The sequence below is a fragment of the Pseudodesulfovibrio hydrargyri genome (assembly GCF_001874525.1).
GTDB lineage: Bacteria > Desulfobacterota > Desulfovibrionia > Desulfovibrionales > Desulfovibrionaceae > Pseudodesulfovibrio > Pseudodesulfovibrio hydrargyri.
Genome location: NZ_LKAQ01000005.1, coordinates 100,004 through 119,916, shown reverse-complemented (window position 1 = coordinate 119,916; position 19,913 = coordinate 100,004). Strand labels below are relative to the sequence as shown.

Genomic DNA, 19,913 nt, shown 5'->3' with positions numbered 1-19,913 from the left:
GAAAAGGGTTTTCCCTCTCCCCTTCCCCCGAACCCCCACCCCCTCTCCTTTCCCAAACTTTTTAGCGCCGCTTCGCGGGGTAATACTGCATAATAAAGCCCCCCGGCTCATCACTGAGCCGGGGGGCTTTTCTTCATCATTCTTTGAAGCGAATCGGGTGGCGCAGCCACCCGACAGCGGCTCTACTCTTCTGCCGCCCTATGGTCCTCGGAATAGGCTTTCGAGAGTGGTGTAGCTGTGCATTTTCTTCCTGGGAGCTTTCGCCGCAGTGTAGTGTGCTTGCATGAGGACGAAAGCCCCCTGGAAAAAATGTGCAGATGCGCCGCTATCGGAAGCCGCCCTACATCGCAGCCGCTTTCTTAATCAACCTAAGGAGCTGGTTGGTGAATCCGGCCTCGTTGTCGTACCAGGCGATGACCTTGACCTGGGTGCCGCCCATGACGCGGGTCAGGGCGCTGTCGACCACGCCGCCGAAGGTGGAGCCCATGAAGTCCACGGACACCAGCGGTTCCTCGGTGTAGCCCATGGAATCGTTGGCCGCCGCCTTGAGGGCCGCGTTGACCTCTTCCACCGTGGTCTCCTTTTTCAGCTCGCAGACCAGGTCCACCAGGGAGACGTTGGGGGTGGGCACACGGATGGACATGCCGTCCAACAGGCCGTTGAGTTCGGGGATGACCAGGCCCACGGCCTTGGCCGCGCCGGTGGTCGTGGGCACCATGTTCACGGCGCAGGCGCGGGCCCGGCGCAGGTCCTTGTGGGAACCGTCCAGGATGCGCTGGCTCATGGTGTATGAGTGCACGGTGGTCATGATGCCGTGCTTGATGCCGAAGGCGTCGTGAATGACCTTGGCCACCGGGGCCAGGCAGTTGGTGGTGCAGGAGGCGTTGGAGATGATTTTGTGCTCGGGCTTGAGCTCGTCGTCGTTGACGCCGATGACCACGGTCACGTCGGCGTTCTTGCCGGGCGCGGAGATGATCACCTTCCTGGCCCCGCAGGCGAGGTGCTTCTCGCAGCTCTCGCGGTCGGTGAATTTGCCGGTGGACTCGACAACCAGGTCGCAGCCCAGCTCACCCCAGGTCCATTCGCCGGGCGCGTTGCGGGTCACCTTGACCGGCTTGCCGGCCATGACGAAGCCGTCCTCGGTGGGCCGCACGTCCGGGAACCGGCCGTGCACGGAGTCGTACTTGAGCAGGTGGGCGAGGTCCTCATTGGAGGCGCGCGCATTGACGGCCACCAGTTCCAGATCGGTCTCCTCCGCCAGCAGCCGGGCCAGATAACGGCCGATGCGTCCAAATCCGTTCAAACCTATTTTCGTCGCCATGCCGGGTCCTCCTGTGAGTATGCGATTTTTCTCTTATACGGGGTTATCGGGCAATAACCATACGGTGCCAATTATTTTCCGTCAACGGGGTTCAGGAAATCACATGCCTGAGCGTGTCCAGGGTTTCACGGTCCGTGAAATCGAAATGCAGCGGGGTCAGGGTGATGTGCCCCCGGGTCAGCAGCGCGCGGTCGCGGTCCGGGCTGATGCGGCCCGGCGGGATGGCCCCGCTGAGCCAGTAATACGGCCTGCCGCGCGGGTCCTGGCGGGTGTCGTAGACGTCGTCGTAGGACGCCCGGGTGTGCGGGCAAAGGACCATTTCCCCGGCCTCCTCAATGGGGCAATCCGGGAAATTGAGGTTAAGCACGCGCTTGCGCGGCAGTTCCGCCCACGGGATTTTAGGCAGCAGCTCGGCGCAGAAACGGGCCTGGCCGCTCAGATCCACGGGGTTGAAGTTGTCCATGGACACGGCCATGGACGGAATCTCCATGAGTGCGCCCTCGGTGGCCGCGGAGACCGTGCCGGAATAGAGGATATCCACGCCCACATTGGCCCCCGCGTTGATCCCGGACAGGACCAGGTCGGGCTTTTCGTCGAGCAGCGTGGACAGGCCGAGCTTGACGCAGTCCACGGGCGTGCCGTAGACGCCCTGCCCCACGAAGCCATTCTCCCGAAACTCCTTGACCCGGATGGGCAGGGCCAGGGTCACGGCGTGTCCCACGGCCGACTGTTCCGTGACCGGGGCGACCACATGCACGTCGTGGCCGGCCTCCTTGAGGGCGAAATACAGGGCGCGCAGGCCGATGGCCTGGATGCCGTCGTCGTTGGCGAGCAGAATGTTCATTGCGTCTCCGCCTGCAAGCTAGGATTTGACAATACGTGTGAAATCAGGTTCATAACCTTGAGCGGGCCGAGCGACATCCGCGCCGGTCCGTTTACCGCACATACAGTAGTGATACGCGTATGGGCGAGGTACCTCAACATCTCACCAATGGCAAGATCAGTGGGCAAAAAGTCGCAATATATCCAGTCTCTGTCTGCGGGCCAAACCGTGGACGACCTCTTTCTCCTGGCCGGGGCCAACCAGGCTCAATCCAAGAACGGACCTTACTGGAACCTCTCGTTCCAGGACGCAACCGGGTCCATCGACGGCAAGATATGGAGCCCGAAGAGCCTGGAATACCCCACCCTGGAGCCGGGCACCATGGTCCGTGTCCGGGGATTCGTGGAGAGCTACCGCGACAAGAACCAGCTCAAGGTCGACCACATGGACGTGCTCGACGCCTCGGCGCCGGGCGTGGACCTGTCGGACTTCCTGCCCGCCTCCAAGACCCCGCCCGAAGAGTTGATGGAGGCCCTGGAGGACATGGTCACCGAGCACATGCGCCACAAGCCGTGGAAGACGTTCTGCCGCAAGGTGCTGACCCATGAGGACATCCGCGCCCGGCTGCTGACCGCGCCCGGCGCCAAGACCGTGCACCACGCCTACGTGGGCGGCCTGCTCGAGCACACCCTGGGCGTGGCCCGGGCGTGCATGGCCCTGTGCGACGTCTATCCGAACCTGGACCGCCAGACCCTGCTGGCCGGAGCCATCTTCCACGACCTGGGCAAGGCGTGGGAGCTGTCCGGCGGCCTGGCCAACGACTACACCGACGAGGGGCGGCTCTTCGGCCACATCCAGATCGGCATGGAAAAGCTGGAGCCGTTCCTGGCCCGCAGCCCGCGTCTGGAAGCGAGCCTCAAGCTGCATCTCAAGCACCTGATCACCAGCCACCACGGCGAGCACGAGTTCGGCTCCCCGATACGTCCCAAGACCCCTGAGGCGTTCGTCCTGCATTTCGCGGACAACATGGACGCCAAGCTGAACATCATCGACCAGGCCTATGCGGACATGGACAAGACCGGGGCCGACTGGTCGCCCTACATGCGCTTCCTCGAACGCAACGTGTTCCGGCCCGAGCCCACCCCGGACAACGCCAAGAAACAGAACGCGAAAGCGGAGAACCAATGTTTATTACCTTTGAAGGCATAGAGGGGACCGGCAAATCCACCCAGATCGCCAGGGTCCGGGAATATTTCGAGGCCTGCGGCCGGGAGGTCTTCCAGACCCTGGAGCCGGGCGGCAGCCGCATCGGCCGGGATCTGCGCAGGATGCTCCTGCACGTGGACAACAGGGAGATCACGCCCATCACCGAGCTGTTCCTCTACCTGGCCGACCGCGCCCAGCACGTGGGCCAGGTCATCCGGCCGGAACTCGAGGCGGGCAAGGTCGTGCTCTGCGACCGGTTCGCGGACTCGACCATCGTCTACCAGGGGTACGGGCGCGGCCTGGACACCGTCATGCTCCGGGAGCTCAACGAGGTGGCCGTGGACGGGTTGTGGCCGGACCTGACCATCGTCCTGGACATCGACCCCGAGGTCGGCCTGAAACGGGCCACCCTGCGCAACATCGAGGACGGCAAGGCCAAGGAGGAGGGACGGTTCGAGGCCGAGCACCTCTCCTTCCACAAACGCATCCGGGAGGGCTACCTGACCTGGGCCGCGTTCAACCGGTCGCGCATGCGCGTGGTCGACGCCTCGGGCACGCCAGACCAGGTCTTCGCCCATATCAAGGCCGTCATCGAGGCCTGCGAAACCGACGAGGGCTGATCCGCATCCGACTCTTTTTGCACAATAGTTCCTGGAAACTTCCGGGCTTTGTGCTATGGTGCAACCAGAATGGCGGTCGTTCCTCTTCCGCCAACCAAACACCGGAACCGCATGTCGGCTGAATTCCTGCACAAAAAAGGCCCTCTGTCCCTCACCGCCCTGGTGGATACGGCCAAGACCCTGCTGCTCCTGACCGCCGTCGTCTGGCTGCTCATCCTGGGCTCCCAGCGGTTGGGCTACAACTGGCAGTGGTACCGCATCCCGCAATATCTCTGGACCTTCACGGACCGGGGCTTCACCTGGGGGCCGCTCATGGAGGGGCTGGGGGTGACCTTCCGGATCACAGGCGTCAGCCTGGTCCTCATGCTGGTCATCGGTCTGGCCACCGCGCTGATGCGCATGTCGAACTCCTGGGCGGCCAAAGGCGTGGCCCGGGGATACATGGAGCTGATCCGCAACACCCCCCTGCTCATCCAGATATTCTTCATCTACTTCGTCATCGCGCCCATCCTGGGCATTTCCGCCTTCCGCTCGGCGGTCATCGCGCTCAGCCTGTTCGAGGGCGCCTACGCCTCGGAGATATTCCGGGCGGGCATCACCTCCATCGACAAGGGCCAGTGGGAGGCCGCCCAGAGCCTCGGCATGGGGCCGTACGCCATGTACCGCCATATCATCCTGCCCCAGGCCGTGCGCCGCGTCCTGCCGCCCCTGACCAGCCAGGCCGTGTCCCTTGTCAAGGATTCGGCCCTGGTCTCGACCATCGCCATCCTGGACCTGACCCAGCGCGGGCGGATGATCGATGCGGAAACATTTCTGACTTTCGAAATATGGTTCACCGTCGCGGCCATCTACCTCGCGGTCACCCTGGCCCTGTCCGGGGTGGTCTGGCTGCTGGAGCGGCGGTTCAACGGCCTCAAGGCCTAACCCGCAAAGGAGCTCGCATGACCATCTGGAGAGCTACGAAGATCGGCGGCGTGATCATGATCGCCATTCTCGGCGTATCGCACGTCACCTTTGCCCAGGAATCCTGCAAATAACCCTCTGACCCGGCCCCAGCCGCCGACCAAGGAGAAGCCCCATGAAACGCATCCGCATCCTGGCCATCGCCTCACTTTTCATCCTGCTCGCATCCGCCTTCGGGTGCAGCCAGGAGCCCATCCAGAAGAAAACCGACAAGAACGCACCGGCGGCGACCGCCGCGGCCCCGGAATCCGGCAGCCAGCTCGACGCCATCCTCAAGCGCGGCACCATCCGGGTCGGCTTCGACACTTTCAAGCCCTGGGCCATGAAGGACAAGAACGGCGAATACATCGGCTTCGAGATCGAGGTCGCCCGCAAGATCGCCGAGGACATGGGCGTCAAGGTCGAGTTCGTACCCACCAAGTGGTCCGGCATCATCCCGGCCCTGCTGACCGGCAAGTTCGACATCATCATCGGCGGCATGTCCGTCACGCCCCAGCGCAACCTCAAGGTGAACTTCTCCCTGCCGTACGAGTACTCGGGCATGTCCATCGTGGCCAGCCGGAAGATCGCCGAGGGACGCGCCTCCATCGAGGACTTCAACAACCCGGGCACGACCATCGCCGTGCGGTTGGGCACCACCGCGGCCGAAGCGGCCAAAAACTTCCTGCCCAAAGCCAAGATTCTCTTCTTCGACGAGGAGTCCCAGACCATCCAGGAGCTGCTCAACGAGCGCGTCCACGCCGTGGTCGCCTCCAATCCGCTGCCGCTCAACCTGTCCAAGGAATACGCGGACCAGCTCTACCTGCCGCTCAAGGACGACTTCACCAGGGAGCCCATCGCCTTTGCCGTGAAAAAGGGCGACCCCGACTTCCTGAACTGGCTGAACAACTGGGTCCGCGTGACCATGAGCAAGGGCTGGCTGCAGAACCGCTATGAGTACTGGTTCTTCACCAACGAATGGGAAAACCAGATCCAGTAGCCGAGCCGACTTCTTGCCTTTGCCAACCGAAAAGCGCCTGAAGATCACCCTGCTGGACGCCGCCATCCTGGCGGCTCTGGCAGGGGCCTTCGGCTACATCGTCCTCAAGGCCGCCACCGGGCTCAACTATCACTGGAACTGGGAGGTTCTCCCGCAGTTTCTGGCGCGCTTCGACGAAAGGAGCGGATCGTGGGTGCCCGGCCTGCTGACCAAGGGGCTGTTCACCACCGTCCGCCTGTCCGTCTGGTCCGGCATCCTGGCCGTCATCCTGGGCATCTTCATCGGGCTGTTCCGGGTCAGTCCGAGCCTGTTCAAGCGCCAGGTGGGCGCGGTCTATGTGGGGCTCATCCGCAACACCCCGCCGCTGGTGCTCATCTTCGTCTTCTATTTCTTCATCGGCGACCAGATTATGAGCCTGCTCGGCGTGGACCATTTCATCTACGGGCTGTCCGACGGGACCCGCGAGGCCCTGAGCTGGTTCTTCGGGCCTATGAACCGGTTCCCCCGGTTCCTGTCCGCGCTGATCACCCTGGCCCTGTTCGAGGCGGCCTATATCGCGGAAATCGTCCGCGCGGGCATCGACTCCGTGGAGCCCGGCCAGTGGGAGGCCTCGGCGTCCACCGGCATGACCCGCTTCCAGACCCTGCTTTACGTCGTTCTGCCCCAGGCCCTGCAACGCATGTTGCCAGCCCTGGCCGGACAGTTTATATCTATCATAAAGGACTCGGCCATCGTCTCCGTCATCTCCATCGAGGAGTTGACGTTTCAGGCCCAGCAGCTCATGACGACCACGTATCGGAGCTTCGAGATATGGATCCTGGTCCTGGCCATGTATTTCGCGCTCACGTTCTTGTGCTCCCTGATAGTACGCAAACTGGAACTGACGCTGAGCAGGTGATGCGATATGTTCAACCCACTGAAAAAAGCTTTTGGAAAAAAACCTGACGGAATGCCTGAAACCAATGCACCCGCCAAACCGTTCGACATGGAGGCGTTTCATATGAACGATATCAAAGTCTATGCCCTATCTACTTGCATCCATTGCAGGAATGCCAAAAAATATCTGGATGAATGCGGCGTGAAGTACGAATGCGTCCACGTGGACGAACTGACCGGCGACGAACGCAAGAAGATCGTCCAGGAGGTCAAGGAACGCAACCCCGCGGTCTCCTTCCCGACCATCGTCATCAAGGACAAGGTCATCGTCGGCTTCCACAAGGACCAGATCGACAAGGCTCTCAAGGAGGACTAGCCCATGGACGCCGGACAGCTGTACGAAATGCTGAAGAAGGTCCAGGAACCCAAGGGCTACCACTTCAACGCGGACATGGACATGACCATGCCCCTGCTGGAGAGCCTGCTGACCAACAAGGAACGCTTCGGCTACATGGCCTGTCCCTGCCGGCTGGCCAACGGCGACTACGAGGCGGACAAGGACATCCTGTGCCCCTGCGTCTACCGCGAGGAGGACGTCAAGGAATACGGCGCCTGCTTCTGCGCCCTGTATGTCAGCAAGGAGTTCAACGAAGGGACCATCGAAAAGCGGGTGGTTCCCGAACGCAGGCCGCCCGAAAAGATTCTCTTCTAGCCCCTGCCCGAGGAAAGGAAAAGGCCCGCGTAAAGCGGGCCTTTTTCGTTGTGCGCTAGATGATGTCCTTGAGGATGCGCAGGTGGCGTGCCCGGACCTCGTCGATGATGTCCGACTTGTCCGCGCGGAACCCGCCGGCGTAGACCGCCAGCTCCACGGTTTCCCTGGACCGGAATCCCTTGAAGTTGGTCTTCTTCTCCCGGATCTTCTTGCCGGTCACGAAGGAGATGGTCTTCTCATCCTCCACGTGCTCGGGCATGACCGTGGCCATGGTCACCGAGGAGATGATGATGAACGTCTCCTCGGTGGCGTAGTTGCGCAATATCTCGCTCAGGGCCGCCCCCATCACCGTGCCTGCGGCGGCCCCGGTCACGGCGTCCGCCCCACGCCCGTTCTGGATGCCGGGCGCGGCCCCCACAACGCCGCCCGCGGCCGCGCCGAGAAAGGTGTATTCGGCGGGCAGCATCTCCGTGGCCTGGCCGAAATAGCGGATGTTGACGTCGAGCAGGATGCCGAAGTCGTCGCCGTGGGTGATCGTGTACCCGACGTCCCCATAGGCCGCCTCCAGCTGGTCGCGGAAGGCGTGGATGTCCAGGGCCGGGTCGCCCGTGGTGTTGCGGATTCTGAGCTTGAGCTTGCTGTTCCGGAACATGGCCGGGTCGGCCACGAACTCGCCGCTCTTGGCCGCTCCGTAGGAATAGCCGGTGGCCTCGTCCTTGACCAGCCGGTGGGTGTTCTGTTGACGCTCCACGCAGGAGGCCAGCAGGAACAGGACCCCGGCCAACACCGCAGCTTTCTTCATCGTCTTCAACATCACTTGCTCCCCTTGCAGACGCGTATTCCGTTATGGTCCAGAAAATCGAAAACTTCCTTGTAATGGATGGAAAAATTGAGTCCTTGCGCAGGCGCGTCGGACCCGGTTTTCTTGATGCCCCAGTCATGCACGCCGACCACGTATTTCCCGTAGAAGACCGGGCCGCCCGAGTTGCCGCCGTTGGAGGCGGCGTCCGTCTGGATGTACAGGACCTTGCTGTTGGTGGACTCCATGAAGTTGATGGGCGGAATTTTCCGGATGGCGCTGATGACCCCCCGGGTGATGGAGAACTCCAGCCCCTGCGGGTGGCCGATGATCTCCAGGGTCTCGCCCAACGGCAGCTCCCGCCTGTCGTAGAAGCAGACCGGTTTGCCGCGCACGTCGGCCTGGATCAGGGCCAGGTCCAGACGCGCGTCGCGGGCGATGACCCGGCCCATGGTCTCGCGCTCGTCGAACCGCTTGAGCTGGACATAGTTGGACTCCTGGACCACGTGGTAGTTGGTGATGACCATGTCGTCGGTCACGTAGAACCCGGTTCCGATACCGGTCCCGGTGTTGCGCACGACCACCACGGAGTCGAACCGCTTGTCCGAGTACTTGTCATACCCGTAGGTCTCGTTCCTGCGCTTGCGCTGGGTGGCGCTGCGATCGGCCGTGAAGACCCGCTGCACGTCCCCCATGTTGCCGTATTTCTTCGCTTCGGAGGAACGGCCGACATACTGCTCAAGCAGGTCCGACAGGTTGACCGCCGCCGGTTCCAGCTCGTAGCGGACCACGTCCTCCTCGAGCACGGACTCCTGCAGGAACCTGGTCCGCTGAGGGTCGCTGTCCTTGAGGGCATAGCACACGGTGAAGAAGGATTTCTCGCTGATGTCGAAGGTGTCCCGGAAGAGGCGCTTTTTGCGCTTGTCGACCACGTAGTAGTTGACCGTACCGGCCTTGTAGATGTCCATGTGCGCCTTGGTCATGGGATACGGCTGGTAATCGGCCACCTGGATGTACTTGGGCGTGACTTTGAGCTTTTCCTTGGCGACCTTGAGCCGCTTGCCCGTGTCGGCCACGAGGTCATCCTTCTCGTTCTCGTCGATGTAGTGCAGGATCGGATCCACCAGCCAGTGGGTGGTCTCCTTGTTGGCGGCGGCCTGCTGTTCCCTGGTGGCCGCTTCCATCTCGGCCTTGGCGATCTCGTACTCCGGGTTGTCCTCGCGCACGTAGGAGGCCACGTAGGTGGACTGGACCGTTTCCTCCCGCTCCACGACCCGCCTGGCCTTGGCCACGGCGATGGAGACCAGGACGAGGATGTCCGCGTTCTGTACTGCCTCGCTCTGGAAGGCCGAACGCATGGAGGCCTTGGCGGCCTCGAACGGCATGTCGAGCTTGATGTCCAGGCCGAAATCGATGGCCTTGTCCTTGATCAGGTCCGGGCTGGTCACCTGCAGAAAGGCGATCTTGATCCCGGGAATGGTCTTGAGGTCCAGCCCGGCCTCCCGGCACTTGCCGTAGGCGGCGACGATGGTTTTCAGGTCCGCCGTGGCCGGGTCGGGGCACAGGGACTTGAAATACTCCTGGGCCAGCCGGTCCCGAGCGGACGACGGAAGGGACTCGCCGTAATGGTTCAGGAATGCCGAAGACTGCGCCAGGGTCATGGAGCCGAGAGCCTTGCTCCAGACGTCCTGATTGACCTCGAGAAAGACCGCTTGGTCGAGCTCCACCGGATAGTCCTCGAAGAAATCGCGCTCGCCGCCCAGGGGGAACGTGGCGAAATTGCCCGGCGCATCCGCCCGGATGGCTTCCTGCCTGGCGGCCACGGCCTTGATGGCCTGGTCGTACCCGGCGGGCCGGAAACGGGGGTATTTGAAAATGCCCATGCCCGTCAGCGATTGCTCTCGCTCGGCCAGGGCCGCCATCCGCGCCTTGACCTCGCTCCAGCGACTGCGGTCCACCGGCCAGCTGACGGCTGCGGCCCCGGCCGCGAGATCGGCTACCTGCGGCGAATATTTGAATTCGAGCCCCTTGGCCAGACGGTCCATGGCGGCCGCCACATCGGCGTTGCCCATGGCCCCGGTGAAATAGGTTTCATTGTCCACCACGACCTTGGCGGCCTGGTCGACCTGCCCCTGATCGAGGAGTTCGGTCACCTTGGCCGCCGGGGAATCGTCGGGATTCGCTAAGGAGCCCCCCATTTTGGCGTTGCAGGAAGAAAGGAGAAGACAGGAACAGACCAACAGGACAGAGACAGCAAAAACACCGCGCATGCAGACCTCACTACTTGTCAACCTCGATAAATACCGAAAATAGCACTCGCTCAACTCCCGATTTCATGCGCCATCGGCTTCACGGGCATACGACAATTAAATACCTATCGCAATATATCAGCTGCAAAAAATCGCATTTCGGCAAAAAAAAGCCCTGTTGAAGACAGGGCTTTGGATATCCGAAGGTTGTTAGACCTACCGTTGCGACAGCGCCAGCGCCCGGTCCAGGTCGTCGATGATGTCGTCCGCGTCCTCCAGGCCCACCGAGATGCGCACCAGATCCAGGGGCACGCCCGCGGCCTCCTGCTCCTCGGGGGTGGACTGGCCGTGGGTGGTGGACGCCGGGTGGATGACCAGGGTCTTGGCGTCCAGGATGTTGGCCAGGTGCGAGCAGAGTTCGACGGACTCGATGAACTTGCGCCCCGCCTCCAGCCCGCCCTTGACGCCGAAACCGAAGACCGCGCCCGGCCCGAGCGGGAAGGTGTTCTTGGCCCGATCGAAGTCGGGATGGCTCGGCAGTCCGGCGTAGTTGACCCACTCCACCGCATAGTGCCCCTCCAGGAACTCCGCCACCTTGCGGGCGTTCTCGCAGTGCTGGCGGGCGCGCAAGGGCAGGGTCTCCATGCCTTGCAAAATCAGAAAGCTGTTCTGCGGGGCGATGGTCGCGCCCGTGTCGCGCAGCATGCCGATGCGCACCTTGGTGGTGAACACCGGGCACGGCTGGCCCGAGGGGCCGCCCAGGGCCTCCCACAGGTTCATGTCATGGTAGGTCGGATCCGGCTCGGTCAGTTCAGGGTATTTGCCCCCGGCCGACCAGTCGAAATCGCCCTTCTCCACGATGGCTCCGCCCATGGCCGTGCCGTGGCCGCCCACGATCTTGGTCAGGGAATAGACCGCGAGGTCGCAACCGAAATCGAAGGCGTTGAAGATGGGCGGCGGGGCCACGGTGGCGTCGAGGATGAACGGCAACCCGTGGCCGTGGGCCACCTTGGCGATGCCCAGCAGGTCGTCCACGTTGCAGCGCGGATTGCCGATGGCCTCGGAATAGACCAGCCGCGTGTTCTCGTCGATGGCCGCCTCGAAGTTGGCCGGGTCGCTCGAATCCACGAAGCGCGCCTCGATGCCGAACCGCTTCAGGGTGTGCTCGAACAGGGTCTGGGTCCCCCCGTACAGGTTGGCCCCGGTGACGATATTCTGCCCGGCGGAGGCGATGGTCGTGACCGCGTAGAAGATGGCGGCCATGCCGCTGGCCGTGGCCAGGGCCCCGGCCCCGCCGTGCAGGGCGGCCAGCCGTTTTTCAAGCACGTCCGTGGTCGGGTTGTTCAGCCGGGTGTAGATGTAGCCCGGTTCCTTGAGGGCGAACAGGTTGGCGGCGTGCCCGGTGTCGCGGAACAGATAGGCCGTGGTCTGGTATATGGGCACGGCGCGGGAACCGGTCTCGTCCGGGGCGTGGCCCGCGTGCAGGGCCACAGTCTGGGGTCCGTATTGATGGTCTTGCATATTCTTTCTCCTTGGTCAGGGCGAAAACGACGCCCGTTTGACCCGTAAAATGCGCCTTACCCCCAGGCTTGGCAAGGGTACGGCACATAGCGATTCATTATCCGGGCCATAAGCGCCGGGGGATGGAACGGATCCTACCGATGAATCGGACGGGAACTATTTCCCGACGCGATTTGCGAAGGCCGTGAACAAACGTTTCACCTTTCGCCAACATGTGGGTCGGCGAAAGGTTTCCGTTCCGGAGACAGAGCAGACCGGAGCGGGGATCAGTCCTTCAGGCCGGACTCTTCGAGCCAGGCCGCGAACGCCTCCTGGGCACGCTTGCCGTACGCTTCCTTCCTGAACTTCTTCTTGATCCTGCCTTCCAGGCCGGGCATGAGTCCGAAATTGACGTTGGACGGCTGGAACCGCTTGTCCGGCTTGGTCCGCAGGTGGTTCATGAGCGCCCCGAGGGCCGTCTCCACCGGCGGTTCGGGCAATGATTCGCCGCGCAACCTGCGGCCCATGGACAATCCGAGCCACAGCCCGCAGGCCGCGGACTCCAGGTACCCCTCCACCCCGGTGATCTGCCCGGCCAGGTACACGCCGGGCCGGTTCTTCAGCTGCAGGGTATTGTCCAGGACCTCGGGCGCGTTGACGTAGGTGTTGCGGTGGATGGACCCCAGGCGCAAAAATTCGGCGTTCTCCAACCCCGGGATCATCCGGAAGATACGCTTTTGCTCCGGGTACTTGAGTTTGGTCTGGAAGCCCACCAGGTTGAATGCGGTCTTGTCCACGTTCTCGGTGCGCAGCTGGACTATGGCGAACGGCCGCTCGCCGGTGCGCGGGTCCGTGAACCCCACGGGTTTGAGCGGGCCGAAGGCGAGGGTCATCTCCCCACGCTCGGCCATGGCCTCCACGGGCAGGCAGGCCTCGAAGTGGACCTCCTTCTCGAACTCGCGCGGCTTGACCTTCTCACCCGCCAGCAGCGCGGCCACGAACGCCTTGTACTCGGCCTCGTCCATGGGGCAGTTCAGGTAGTCGTCGTCCTCGGGCTTCCAGCGCGAGCCCCAGAACGCCTTGTCGAAATTCACGGAATCGCGCGACACGATGGGCGCGATGGCGTCGTAGAAATAGAGCCGCTCGTCGCCCACGGCCGCCATCAGGCTCTCGGTCAGCTCCGGGCTGGCCAGGGGACCGGCGGCGATGACCACCGCGTCGCATCCCTTGAGGGCTTCGTCGTCCAGGGAGGCTATCTCCCGGCGGACCACGGTGATCAACTCGTGATCTTCCAGCTTGTTGGTAATGTATTCGGAGAACAGGGTGCGGTCCACGGCCAGGGCTCCGCCCGCCGGGACTCGGGTGGCGAAGGCCGACTCCATGACCAGGCTGCCCAGGCGCTCCATCTCCTCCTTGAGCAGCCCGATGGCCGCCGCCGGGCCCGTGGCCCGGAAGGAGTTGGAACAGACCAGTTCGGCCAGCCCGTCCTCGGCGTGCGCCTCGCTGCGCTTTTCCGGCTTCATTTCAAAGAGGGTTACCGACACCCCGGCGTTGGCCAGCTGCCAGGCGCAGTCGCACCCGGCCAGGCCGCCGCCCACGATCACTACTTCCGCCATTTCCCCTCCCCGATATCGTTTACGTCCGCAGCAATATGCCGTATAGGTGGCGTGATGGCGAACCTGCGGAATTTCTTATGACAAAACCATTGCTGGACATACGCGAACTGACCACCTGCTTTTCCTCTGCCCAGGGCATTGCCAAGGCGGTGGATAACGTCAGCCTTTCCTTTATGCAAGGAGAAACCCTGGCCATCGTCGGCGAGTCCGGCTGCGGCAAGACCGTACTCGCCCTGTCCATCCTCGGGCTCATACCCGATCCGCCGGGCCGCGTCACGGACGGGACCATCATGTACCGGGACAAGGACCTCCTGGACCTGTCCGAGCACGAGCTCATGCGCATCCGGGGCAACGCCATCTCCATGATCTTCCAGGAGCCCATGACCGCGCTCAACCCGGTCTTCCGCATCGACGACCAGATCGCCGAGCCGCTCAGGCTGCACCAGGGTTTCGGCAACCGCGAGGCGCTGGACAAGGCCGTGGACGCCCTCAAGCTGGTGGGCATCCCCAACCCGGCCAAGATCGCCAAGTCCTATCCGCACGAGCTGTCCGGCGGCATGCGCCAGCGGGTCATGATCGCCATGGCCCTGGCCTGCAACCCGGACATCCTCATCGCGGACGAGCCGACCACCGCCCTGGACGTGACCATCCAGGCCCAGATCCTGGACCTCATGGACGATTTGAAGCAACGCATGAACGGCTCGCTCATGCTCATCACCCACGACCTCGGGGTGGTTGCCCGCATGGCCCAGCGCGTGGCGGTCATGTACTCGGGCAAGATCGTCGAGTTGGCCGGGGCCAACGAACTCTACGCCGAGCCGCTGCACCCCTACACCAAAGGGCTGCTCGCCTCCATGCCGTCCCTGGGCGAGACCAGGGAGCTCAACCCGATCCCCGGCATCGTGCCGTCCATCTTCGACCTGCCTCAGGGGTGCCGGTTCCATCCGCGCTGCCCCAAGGCGTACGAGAAGTGCTCGCTCATGCTCCCCCCGCTCTACGAACCGAAGCCGGGCCGCAAGGTCCGCTGCTGGCTGTACGAGGACTAGGCCATGGCCCTGCTCGAACTGATCGACGTGACCAAGCACTTCAAGGTCTCCGGCGGCATGCTCGGTTTGACCACCGGCACGGTGCGCGCCGTGGACGGCGTGACCTTGAGCGTGGAACGCGGCCGGACCCTGGGTCTGGTGGGCGAATCCGGGTGCGGCAAGTCCACCCTCGCCCGGTGCATCATGGGGCTGGAACCGGTCACCTCCGGCGAGGTCCTCTTCGGCAACCGGTCCATTTCCGCCTGGGACGAGAAGAAGCTGCGCTCCAAGATGCAGATGATCTTCCAGGACCCGTACTCCTCCCTGAACCCGCGCCAGAAGATCTCCTCCATCATCCGCGAGGGGCTGGACATCCACGGCATCGGCACCCGGGACGAACGCCGTGAAAAGGTCCAGCAGCTGCTCAAGCTGGTCGGCCTGCGGCCCGAGCACGGCAACCGCTATCCCCACGAATTTTCCGGCGGCCAGCGCCAGCGCGTGGCCGTGGCCCGGTCCCTGGCGCTCGACCCCAAGCTGGTGGTCTGCGACGAGCCGGTGTCCGCCCTGGACGTGTCGGTCCAGGCCCAGGTCCTCGGCCTGCTCAAGGATCTGCAAAAGAGGCTGGACCTGACCTACGTGTTCATCTCCCACGACCTGTCCGTGGTCAGCCACATCTGCGACCAGGTGGCGGTCATGTACCTCGGCCGGATCATGGAGATCGGCGAGAGCCGGACCCTGTTCGCCGATCCGAAGCACCCGTACACCAAGGCCCTGCTATCCGCCGTGCTCAGGCCCGATCCGACGGACCGGCCCGAGCGCATCGCCCTGACCGGCGACCTGCCGAGCCCCATGAACCCGCCAGCGGGCTGCCCCTTCCATCCGCGCTGCCCCGAAGCCTTCGACAAATGCCGGAACGGTCGCCCCGATCTCATGGACCAGGCCGACGGCATGCGCGTGGCCTGCTGGCTCTACGGCGAACAGTAACTGTACCGGTCCGATCGCCGCCCATCTGTATCTGGACCGGACAGTCGGGCCGGATATGCTTTCTCCCAACCTAACCATAAAGGAGTACTTATGATAACCCGGAATGACGCCGTGGCCCTGCTCAGAAAGCACAACAGCGAAACCAACCTGATCCACCACGCCCTGGAGTCCGAGGCCGTCATGCGCGGCCTGGCCCGCAAGCTGGGCAAGGACGAGGAACTGTGGGGCCTCACCGGCCTGCTGCACGACCTGGACTACGCCGTGACCAAAAAGGACGAGGCCCGCCACGGCCTGGACACCGTGGAACTGCTCGAAGGCCAGTTGCCCGTCGAGGCCCTGAACGCCATCCGCCGCCACGCGGGCGAGATGAACGGGGCCGAGGACCCGGAGACCGATTTCGACTACGCCCTGCGCTGCGGCGAGACGGTCACCGGCATGGTCCACGCAGGCGCGTTGGTGCGGCCGACCAAGATCGACGGCATGACCCCCAAAAGCCTCAAGAAGAAAATGAAGGACAAGGCGTTCGCAGCCTCGATCAACCGCGACTGCATCCGCGAGTGCGACAAGATCGGCCTGGAGCTGGGCGAATTCCTGCAGATCGCCATCGACTCGGTATCCGGCATAGCCGCCGAGGTGGGGCTGACCGCGGACTGACCCCGGTTGCGCGGCCACAGCTTTTGTATTACTCCTGTGGCCCGGCCGGAAGGCCGGATTGACCTCCCCGACATGTACCGAAAACTGGAGCTTGCGTGGCCTCACTGACCGAGCCGTTCGCCTCGGGCGATTCCTTCCTGCACGGCATGGACCCGCGCATCCGCCTTCTGGCCGCGCTGGTCCTGACCGTGCCGGTGGCCGTGCTTCCCGAACCGAGGCCCGCCTGGCTCGCCCTGGCCGCCGGGCTGATCCTGGTCAAAATGGCCCGGCTGAACATGCTCGTCGTGCTCAACCGGCTCATGGTGGTCAACCTGTTCATCGCCTTCCTGTGGCTGTTCCTGCCCTTTTCCGTGCCGGGCGAGCCGATCTTCGACCTCGGTCCGCTGCACGCCACGGCCCAGGGCATCGACCGCGCCCTGCTGATCACGGTCAAGTCCAACGCCGTCGTGGTCAGCCTGATGGCCCTGCTCGGGACCATCTCCATCCAGAACCTCGGCCCGGCCATGCAGCAACTCGGCGTGCCCGACAAACTGTGCCACATCCTGCTCTTCACCCACCGCTACATCTTCTCCATATACCAGGAGTACACGACCATGCGCCAGGCCATGCGGGCGCGCGGGTTCAAGCCGCGCACGGACACGCACACCTACCGCACCTTCGCCTGGCTGGTGGGCATGCTCCTGGTCAAGAGCTGGGACCGAGCGGAACGGGTCCACGGGGCCATGCTCTGCCGGGGGTTCAGGGGCCGCTTCTACAGCCTGGCCGCCTTCCGGACCCGGCCCGCCGACTACCTGTTCCTGCTGGCCTGCGCCGCGCTCAGCGCAAGCCTGATCTACATGGGCTTCATCCAAGGGAGGCCGCTGTGAGCCACGCCGTCATTGAACTGTCCGAGATCTCCTACGCCTTCCCGGGGCGCGGGGAGACCCTCAAGGGACTGACCTTCCACCTGCATCCCGGCGAGAAGCTCGGCCTGTTCGGGCCCAACGGCGCGGGCAAGTCCACCATGCTGCACATCCTCATGGGACTGCTCACCCCGGACAAGGGCGAGGTCACCCTGTTCGGCGCGCCCATGTCCGACGCCAAGGCGTTCGAGGCGGCCCGGCTGAAAATCGGCTTTCTGTTCCAGCACTCCGACGACCAGTTGTTCTGCCCCACGGTCCTCGACGACGTGGCCTTCGGCCCGCTCAACCAGGGCCTGAGCCGGGAGGAGGCCTCTGAGCGCGCCCGCGAGGCGCTCGAGACCGTCGGCCTGGCCGGGTTCGAGGACCGGGTGCCGCACCGGCTGTCCGGCGGCGAAAAGAAGCTGGTCGCCCTGGCCACCATCCTGTCCATGCGTCCGGAGATTCTGGTCCTGGACGAGCCGACCACCGGCCTCTCGCCCGAGGCCAAGGACCGGCTGGTGGACATCCTCAAAAAGCTGGACATGGCACGACTGGTCGTCTCCCACGACCCGGACTTCCTGGCCGCCACCACGGACCGGCTGCTGGCCATGCGCGACGGCCGGGTCCAGCCCGGCGAGCTCAAGCCGCACAGCCATGTCCACGTACACGAGGAAGGGGACGTGCCCCATCAGCATTAGGGAAAAATCAGCAGACCGCGCCGCAGACCTTCTCAATCTTTTCGCGCAGCTGCTGGGCGCTGAAGGGTTTGACCACGTAGTTGGAGACGCCGAGCTTGATGGCATGCAGGACGTTTTCGCGAAAGGCTTCGGCCGTGATCATGATGAAGGGCAGGCAGTTGTAATCAGGGTGCTTGCGGACGACGGTAAGCAGTTCCAGGCCGGTCATGCCGGGCATCTTGTGATCGGACAGGATCAGCTCGATGGCGTCCCGCTGGATAATTTCCCAGGCCGAGCGGCCGTCGTCGGCCGTGATCACGTTTGAAAAGCCCAACTCCTTCAAGTCGTTCTTTATAATCCGCCGCATGGTGCTGGAATCGTCCACCACCAGGATCCGCATATCCATGTTCAACTGTATCTTCCCCACTGTCGTACGGCCAGCCCCCGAAGAGCGCGCCGCTCCCCTTTGGAATTGAGAATTCACCATACAGTGACCCGGCTCCGGCGACAACTCAATTAGAATCGGGCGCAGGGGGAAAAAAATAACCCCAGGCCCTTGGCATTCTGAAATAAGAACCTATTATGAAGCCACACCACGCCGAATCCGGTCAACCCGAAACAAAATCCCAGTCCATGCCGAACAATGATCTCACCGCGCAGATGTCGCACTCCCCTACCCGAACCATCTGGAAGCTGGCCTGGCCCCAGCTGATCATGACCATGTTCCACGTGCTCATCGGCATGACGGACGTATGGGTGGCCGGATACATCTCCCGCGAGGTCCAGGCGTCGCTGGGCATCATCACCCAGTCCCTGTTCTTCCTGCTGGTGGTGGCCATGGCCGTGGCCAACGGCGCGGTGGCGGCCATCAGCCAGTCCATCGGGGCCGGGCTCGAGAAGCGGGCCATGCGCTACGTGGGGCTGTGCCTCATCCTGGCCTGCCTGCTCGGGGCCGTGTTCCTGGTCGTGGGGTTGCCGCTCAAGGAACTGCTCCTGTCCGCCCTGCAGGTCCCGGAGTCCATGCGCCCGGTGACCCACTATTTCCTGACCGTGTTCCTGCTCCTGCTGCCGCCCTACTACATGCTGCTGATCACCAACGCCATCTTCCGGGCTCGCAAGCAGGTCTTCTACCCGCTCTACTGCATGATGATCGTCACCGGCCTGAATATCGTGCTCGACCTCGGCCTGGGGCTGGGCTGGTTCGGCCTGCCGGAAATCGGCTACAAGGGGCTGGCCTGGGCCACCTTCGGCTCGGTCACCTGCGGAGCGCTTTTCAACCTGGCCCTTCTGGCCGGGCAGGGGCAGCTCAACCCCGCCTGCTTCGCGCCCTGGCGCTGGATGAAGCGGGCCACGCCCTACCTGGTCAAGGTGGCCTGGCCCTCGGGGCTCATGCAGGTCGTCTGGCAGTCCGGCTACCTGGTCCTGTACGCCATCACCGCCAGCCTCCCCGGCGGCGCGGTCAACGCCCTGGCCGGCATGTCCATCGGGTTGCGCATCGAATCCCTGCTGTTCATGCCCGCCATGGCCTTCAACATGACCGCCAGCATCCTCATCGGCCACTACCTCGGGGCGCGGCAACCGCTGGAGGCCAAGCGGTTCGGCTTCCGCATCCTGGCGTTGGGGCTGGTGTCCATCTCCCTTTTCGCCCTGGTGGTCTGGCAGTTCATCAATCCGTGGGTGGCCCTGCTTACCCGCGACTCGGCCGTGGCCGCCCAGGCGGTCAGCTACCTCAAGTGGAACATGCTGGCCATCCCCTTCACCCTGACCAGCATGATCCTGGCCGGGGCGTTCAACGGGGCCGGGGCCACCCTGTACAACATGCTCATCATGGGCGGCGCCACCTGGGTCCTCAGGCTGCCGCTGGCCTACGTCCTGGGCCACGAGGTCATGGACGGGGCCGAGGGTATCTGGATCGCCATGTTCTGTTCGCAGATCGTCCAGTCGTCCGTGCTGTTCTATTTCTTCAATTTCAAAAACTGGCAGCGTTTCGCCATGATCCGGCATCGAAACGGCCAAAAAGGATAAGGA

20 protein-coding genes are annotated in these 19,913 nt (G+C 63.5%); 13 read left to right on the top strand and 7 right to left on the bottom strand.

Annotated elements, in window-relative coordinates; genetic code table 11:
- Window positions 1-340 precede the first annotated feature (340 nt).
- Window positions 341-1,321, bottom strand: coding sequence for a type I glyceraldehyde-3-phosphate dehydrogenase (gene gap, locus BerOc1_RS17900; RefSeq protein ID WP_071547284.1), 981 nt, complete (start codon window positions 1,319-1,321; stop codon window positions 341-343).
- Window positions 1,322-1,412: 91 nt separating this feature from the next.
- Window positions 1,413-2,165, bottom strand: a complete 753-nt coding sequence (gene surE, locus BerOc1_RS17895; protein WP_071547283.1) for a 5'/3'-nucleotidase SurE — start codon at window positions 2,163-2,165, stop codon at window positions 1,413-1,415.
- Window positions 2,166-2,312: 147 nt separating this feature from the next.
- On the opposite strand from surE, the gene BerOc1_RS17890 reads away from it, so the two are divergent.
- From BerOc1_RS17890 to BerOc1_RS17860, 7 genes are all read left to right on the top strand, one after another.
- Entirely contained in the window at window positions 2,313-3,353 is a 1,041-nt protein-coding gene (locus tag BerOc1_RS17890; RefSeq protein WP_071547282.1) for a 3'-5' exoribonuclease YhaM family protein, read from the top strand.
- A complete protein-coding gene (tmk, locus tag BerOc1_RS17885) occupies window positions 3,329-3,970 on the top strand; it encodes a dTMP kinase (RefSeq protein WP_071547281.1) in 642 nt (213 codons plus the stop codon). The genes BerOc1_RS17890 and tmk overlap by 25 nt, the downstream gene beginning before the upstream one ends.
- 111 nt (window positions 3,971-4,081) lie before the next feature.
- A complete protein-coding gene (locus BerOc1_RS17880; protein WP_071547280.1) occupies window positions 4,082-4,894 on the top strand; it encodes an amino acid ABC transporter permease in 813 nt (270 codons plus the stop codon).
- 154 nt (window positions 4,895-5,048) lie between these two features.
- Window positions 5,049-5,912 carry a transporter substrate-binding domain-containing protein gene (locus BerOc1_RS17875; protein WP_071547279.1) on the top strand — a complete coding sequence of 288 codons (864 nt, stop codon included), beginning with the start codon at window positions 5,049-5,051 and terminating at the stop codon, window positions 5,910-5,912.
- A gap of 13 nt (window positions 5,913-5,925) precedes the next feature.
- Entirely contained in the window at window positions 5,926-6,810 is an 885-nt protein-coding gene (locus BerOc1_RS17870; RefSeq protein WP_071547278.1) for an amino acid ABC transporter permease, read from the top strand.
- Window positions 6,811-6,912: 102 nt separating this feature from the next.
- A complete protein-coding gene (locus tag BerOc1_RS17865) occupies window positions 6,913-7,164 on the top strand; it encodes a glutaredoxin family protein (RefSeq protein WP_071547277.1) in 252 nt (83 codons plus the stop codon).
- A 3-nt stretch (window positions 7,165-7,167) separates the two neighbouring features.
- Window positions 7,168-7,500, top strand: coding sequence for a ferredoxin-thioredoxin reductase catalytic domain-containing protein (locus tag BerOc1_RS17860; protein ID WP_071547276.1), 333 nt, complete (start codon window positions 7,168-7,170; stop codon window positions 7,498-7,500).
- A gap of 55 nt (window positions 7,501-7,555) precedes the next feature.
- On the opposite strand, the gene traT is transcribed toward BerOc1_RS17860, so the two are convergent.
- From traT to trmFO, 4 genes are all read right to left on the bottom strand, one after another.
- On the bottom strand, window positions 7,556-8,314 hold the full coding sequence (traT, locus tag BerOc1_RS17855) for a complement resistance protein TraT (RefSeq protein WP_071547275.1): 759 nt from the start codon (window positions 8,312-8,314) through the stop codon (window positions 7,556-7,558).
- A complete protein-coding gene (locus BerOc1_RS17850; RefSeq protein WP_071547274.1) occupies window positions 8,314-10,452 on the bottom strand; it encodes a S1C family serine protease in 2,139 nt (712 codons plus the stop codon). The genes traT and BerOc1_RS17850 overlap by 1 nt, the downstream gene beginning before the upstream one ends.
- Window positions 10,453-10,764: 312 nt before the next feature.
- A complete protein-coding gene (locus BerOc1_RS17845) occupies window positions 10,765-12,069 on the bottom strand; it encodes an O-acetylhomoserine aminocarboxypropyltransferase/cysteine synthase family protein (RefSeq protein WP_071547273.1) in 1,305 nt (434 codons plus the stop codon).
- A gap of 266 nt (window positions 12,070-12,335) precedes the next feature.
- On the bottom strand, window positions 12,336-13,736 hold the full coding sequence (gene trmFO, locus BerOc1_RS17840; protein WP_341349801.1) for a methylenetetrahydrofolate--tRNA-(uracil(54)-C(5))-methyltransferase (FADH(2)-oxidizing) TrmFO: 1,401 nt from the start codon (window positions 13,734-13,736) through the stop codon (window positions 12,336-12,338).
- A gap of 5 nt (window positions 13,737-13,741) precedes the next feature.
- On the opposite strand from trmFO, the gene BerOc1_RS17835 reads away from it, so the two are divergent.
- The 5 genes from BerOc1_RS17835 to BerOc1_RS17815 all read left to right on the top strand — a co-directional run bounded on the left by BerOc1_RS17835 (window position 13,742) and on the right by BerOc1_RS17815 (window position 17,906).
- Window positions 13,742-14,710: an ABC transporter ATP-binding protein gene (locus BerOc1_RS17835; protein ID WP_071547271.1), complete on the top strand. Its 969-nt coding sequence runs from the start codon at window positions 13,742-13,744 to the stop codon at window positions 14,708-14,710.
- 3 nt (window positions 14,711-14,713) lie between these two features.
- Entirely contained in the window at window positions 14,714-15,673 is a 960-nt protein-coding gene (locus BerOc1_RS17830; RefSeq protein ID WP_071547270.1) for an ABC transporter ATP-binding protein, read from the top strand.
- Window positions 15,674-15,763: 90 nt separating this feature from the next.
- Window positions 15,764-16,327, top strand: coding sequence for an HD domain-containing protein (locus BerOc1_RS17825; RefSeq protein ID WP_071547269.1), 564 nt, complete (start codon window positions 15,764-15,766; stop codon window positions 16,325-16,327).
- Window positions 16,328-16,422: 95 nt separating this feature from the next.
- Entirely contained in the window at window positions 16,423-17,193 is a 771-nt protein-coding gene (cbiQ, locus tag BerOc1_RS17820; RefSeq protein ID WP_084641754.1) for a cobalt ECF transporter T component CbiQ, read from the top strand.
- The gene (locus BerOc1_RS17815; RefSeq protein WP_071547268.1) at window positions 17,190-17,906 is read left to right on the top strand and encodes an energy-coupling factor ABC transporter ATP-binding protein; all 717 of its coding nucleotides are present in this window, start codon (window positions 17,190-17,192) and stop codon (window positions 17,904-17,906) included. The genes cbiQ and BerOc1_RS17815 overlap by 4 nt, the downstream gene beginning before the upstream one ends.
- Before the next feature lie 7 nt (window positions 17,907-17,913).
- On the opposite strand, the gene BerOc1_RS17810 is transcribed toward BerOc1_RS17815, so the two are convergent.
- Window positions 17,914-18,291, bottom strand: a complete 378-nt coding sequence (locus tag BerOc1_RS17810) for a response regulator (protein WP_071547421.1) — start codon at window positions 18,289-18,291, stop codon at window positions 17,914-17,916.
- 227 nt (window positions 18,292-18,518) lie between these two features.
- Here BerOc1_RS17810 and BerOc1_RS17805 point away from each other — a divergent pair, with 227 nt between their 5' ends.
- The gene (locus BerOc1_RS17805) at window positions 18,519-19,910 is read left to right on the top strand and encodes an MATE family efflux transporter (RefSeq protein ID WP_071547420.1); all 1,392 of its coding nucleotides are present in this window, start codon (window positions 18,519-18,521) and stop codon (window positions 19,908-19,910) included.
- Window positions 19,911-19,913: the final 3 nt, after the last annotated feature.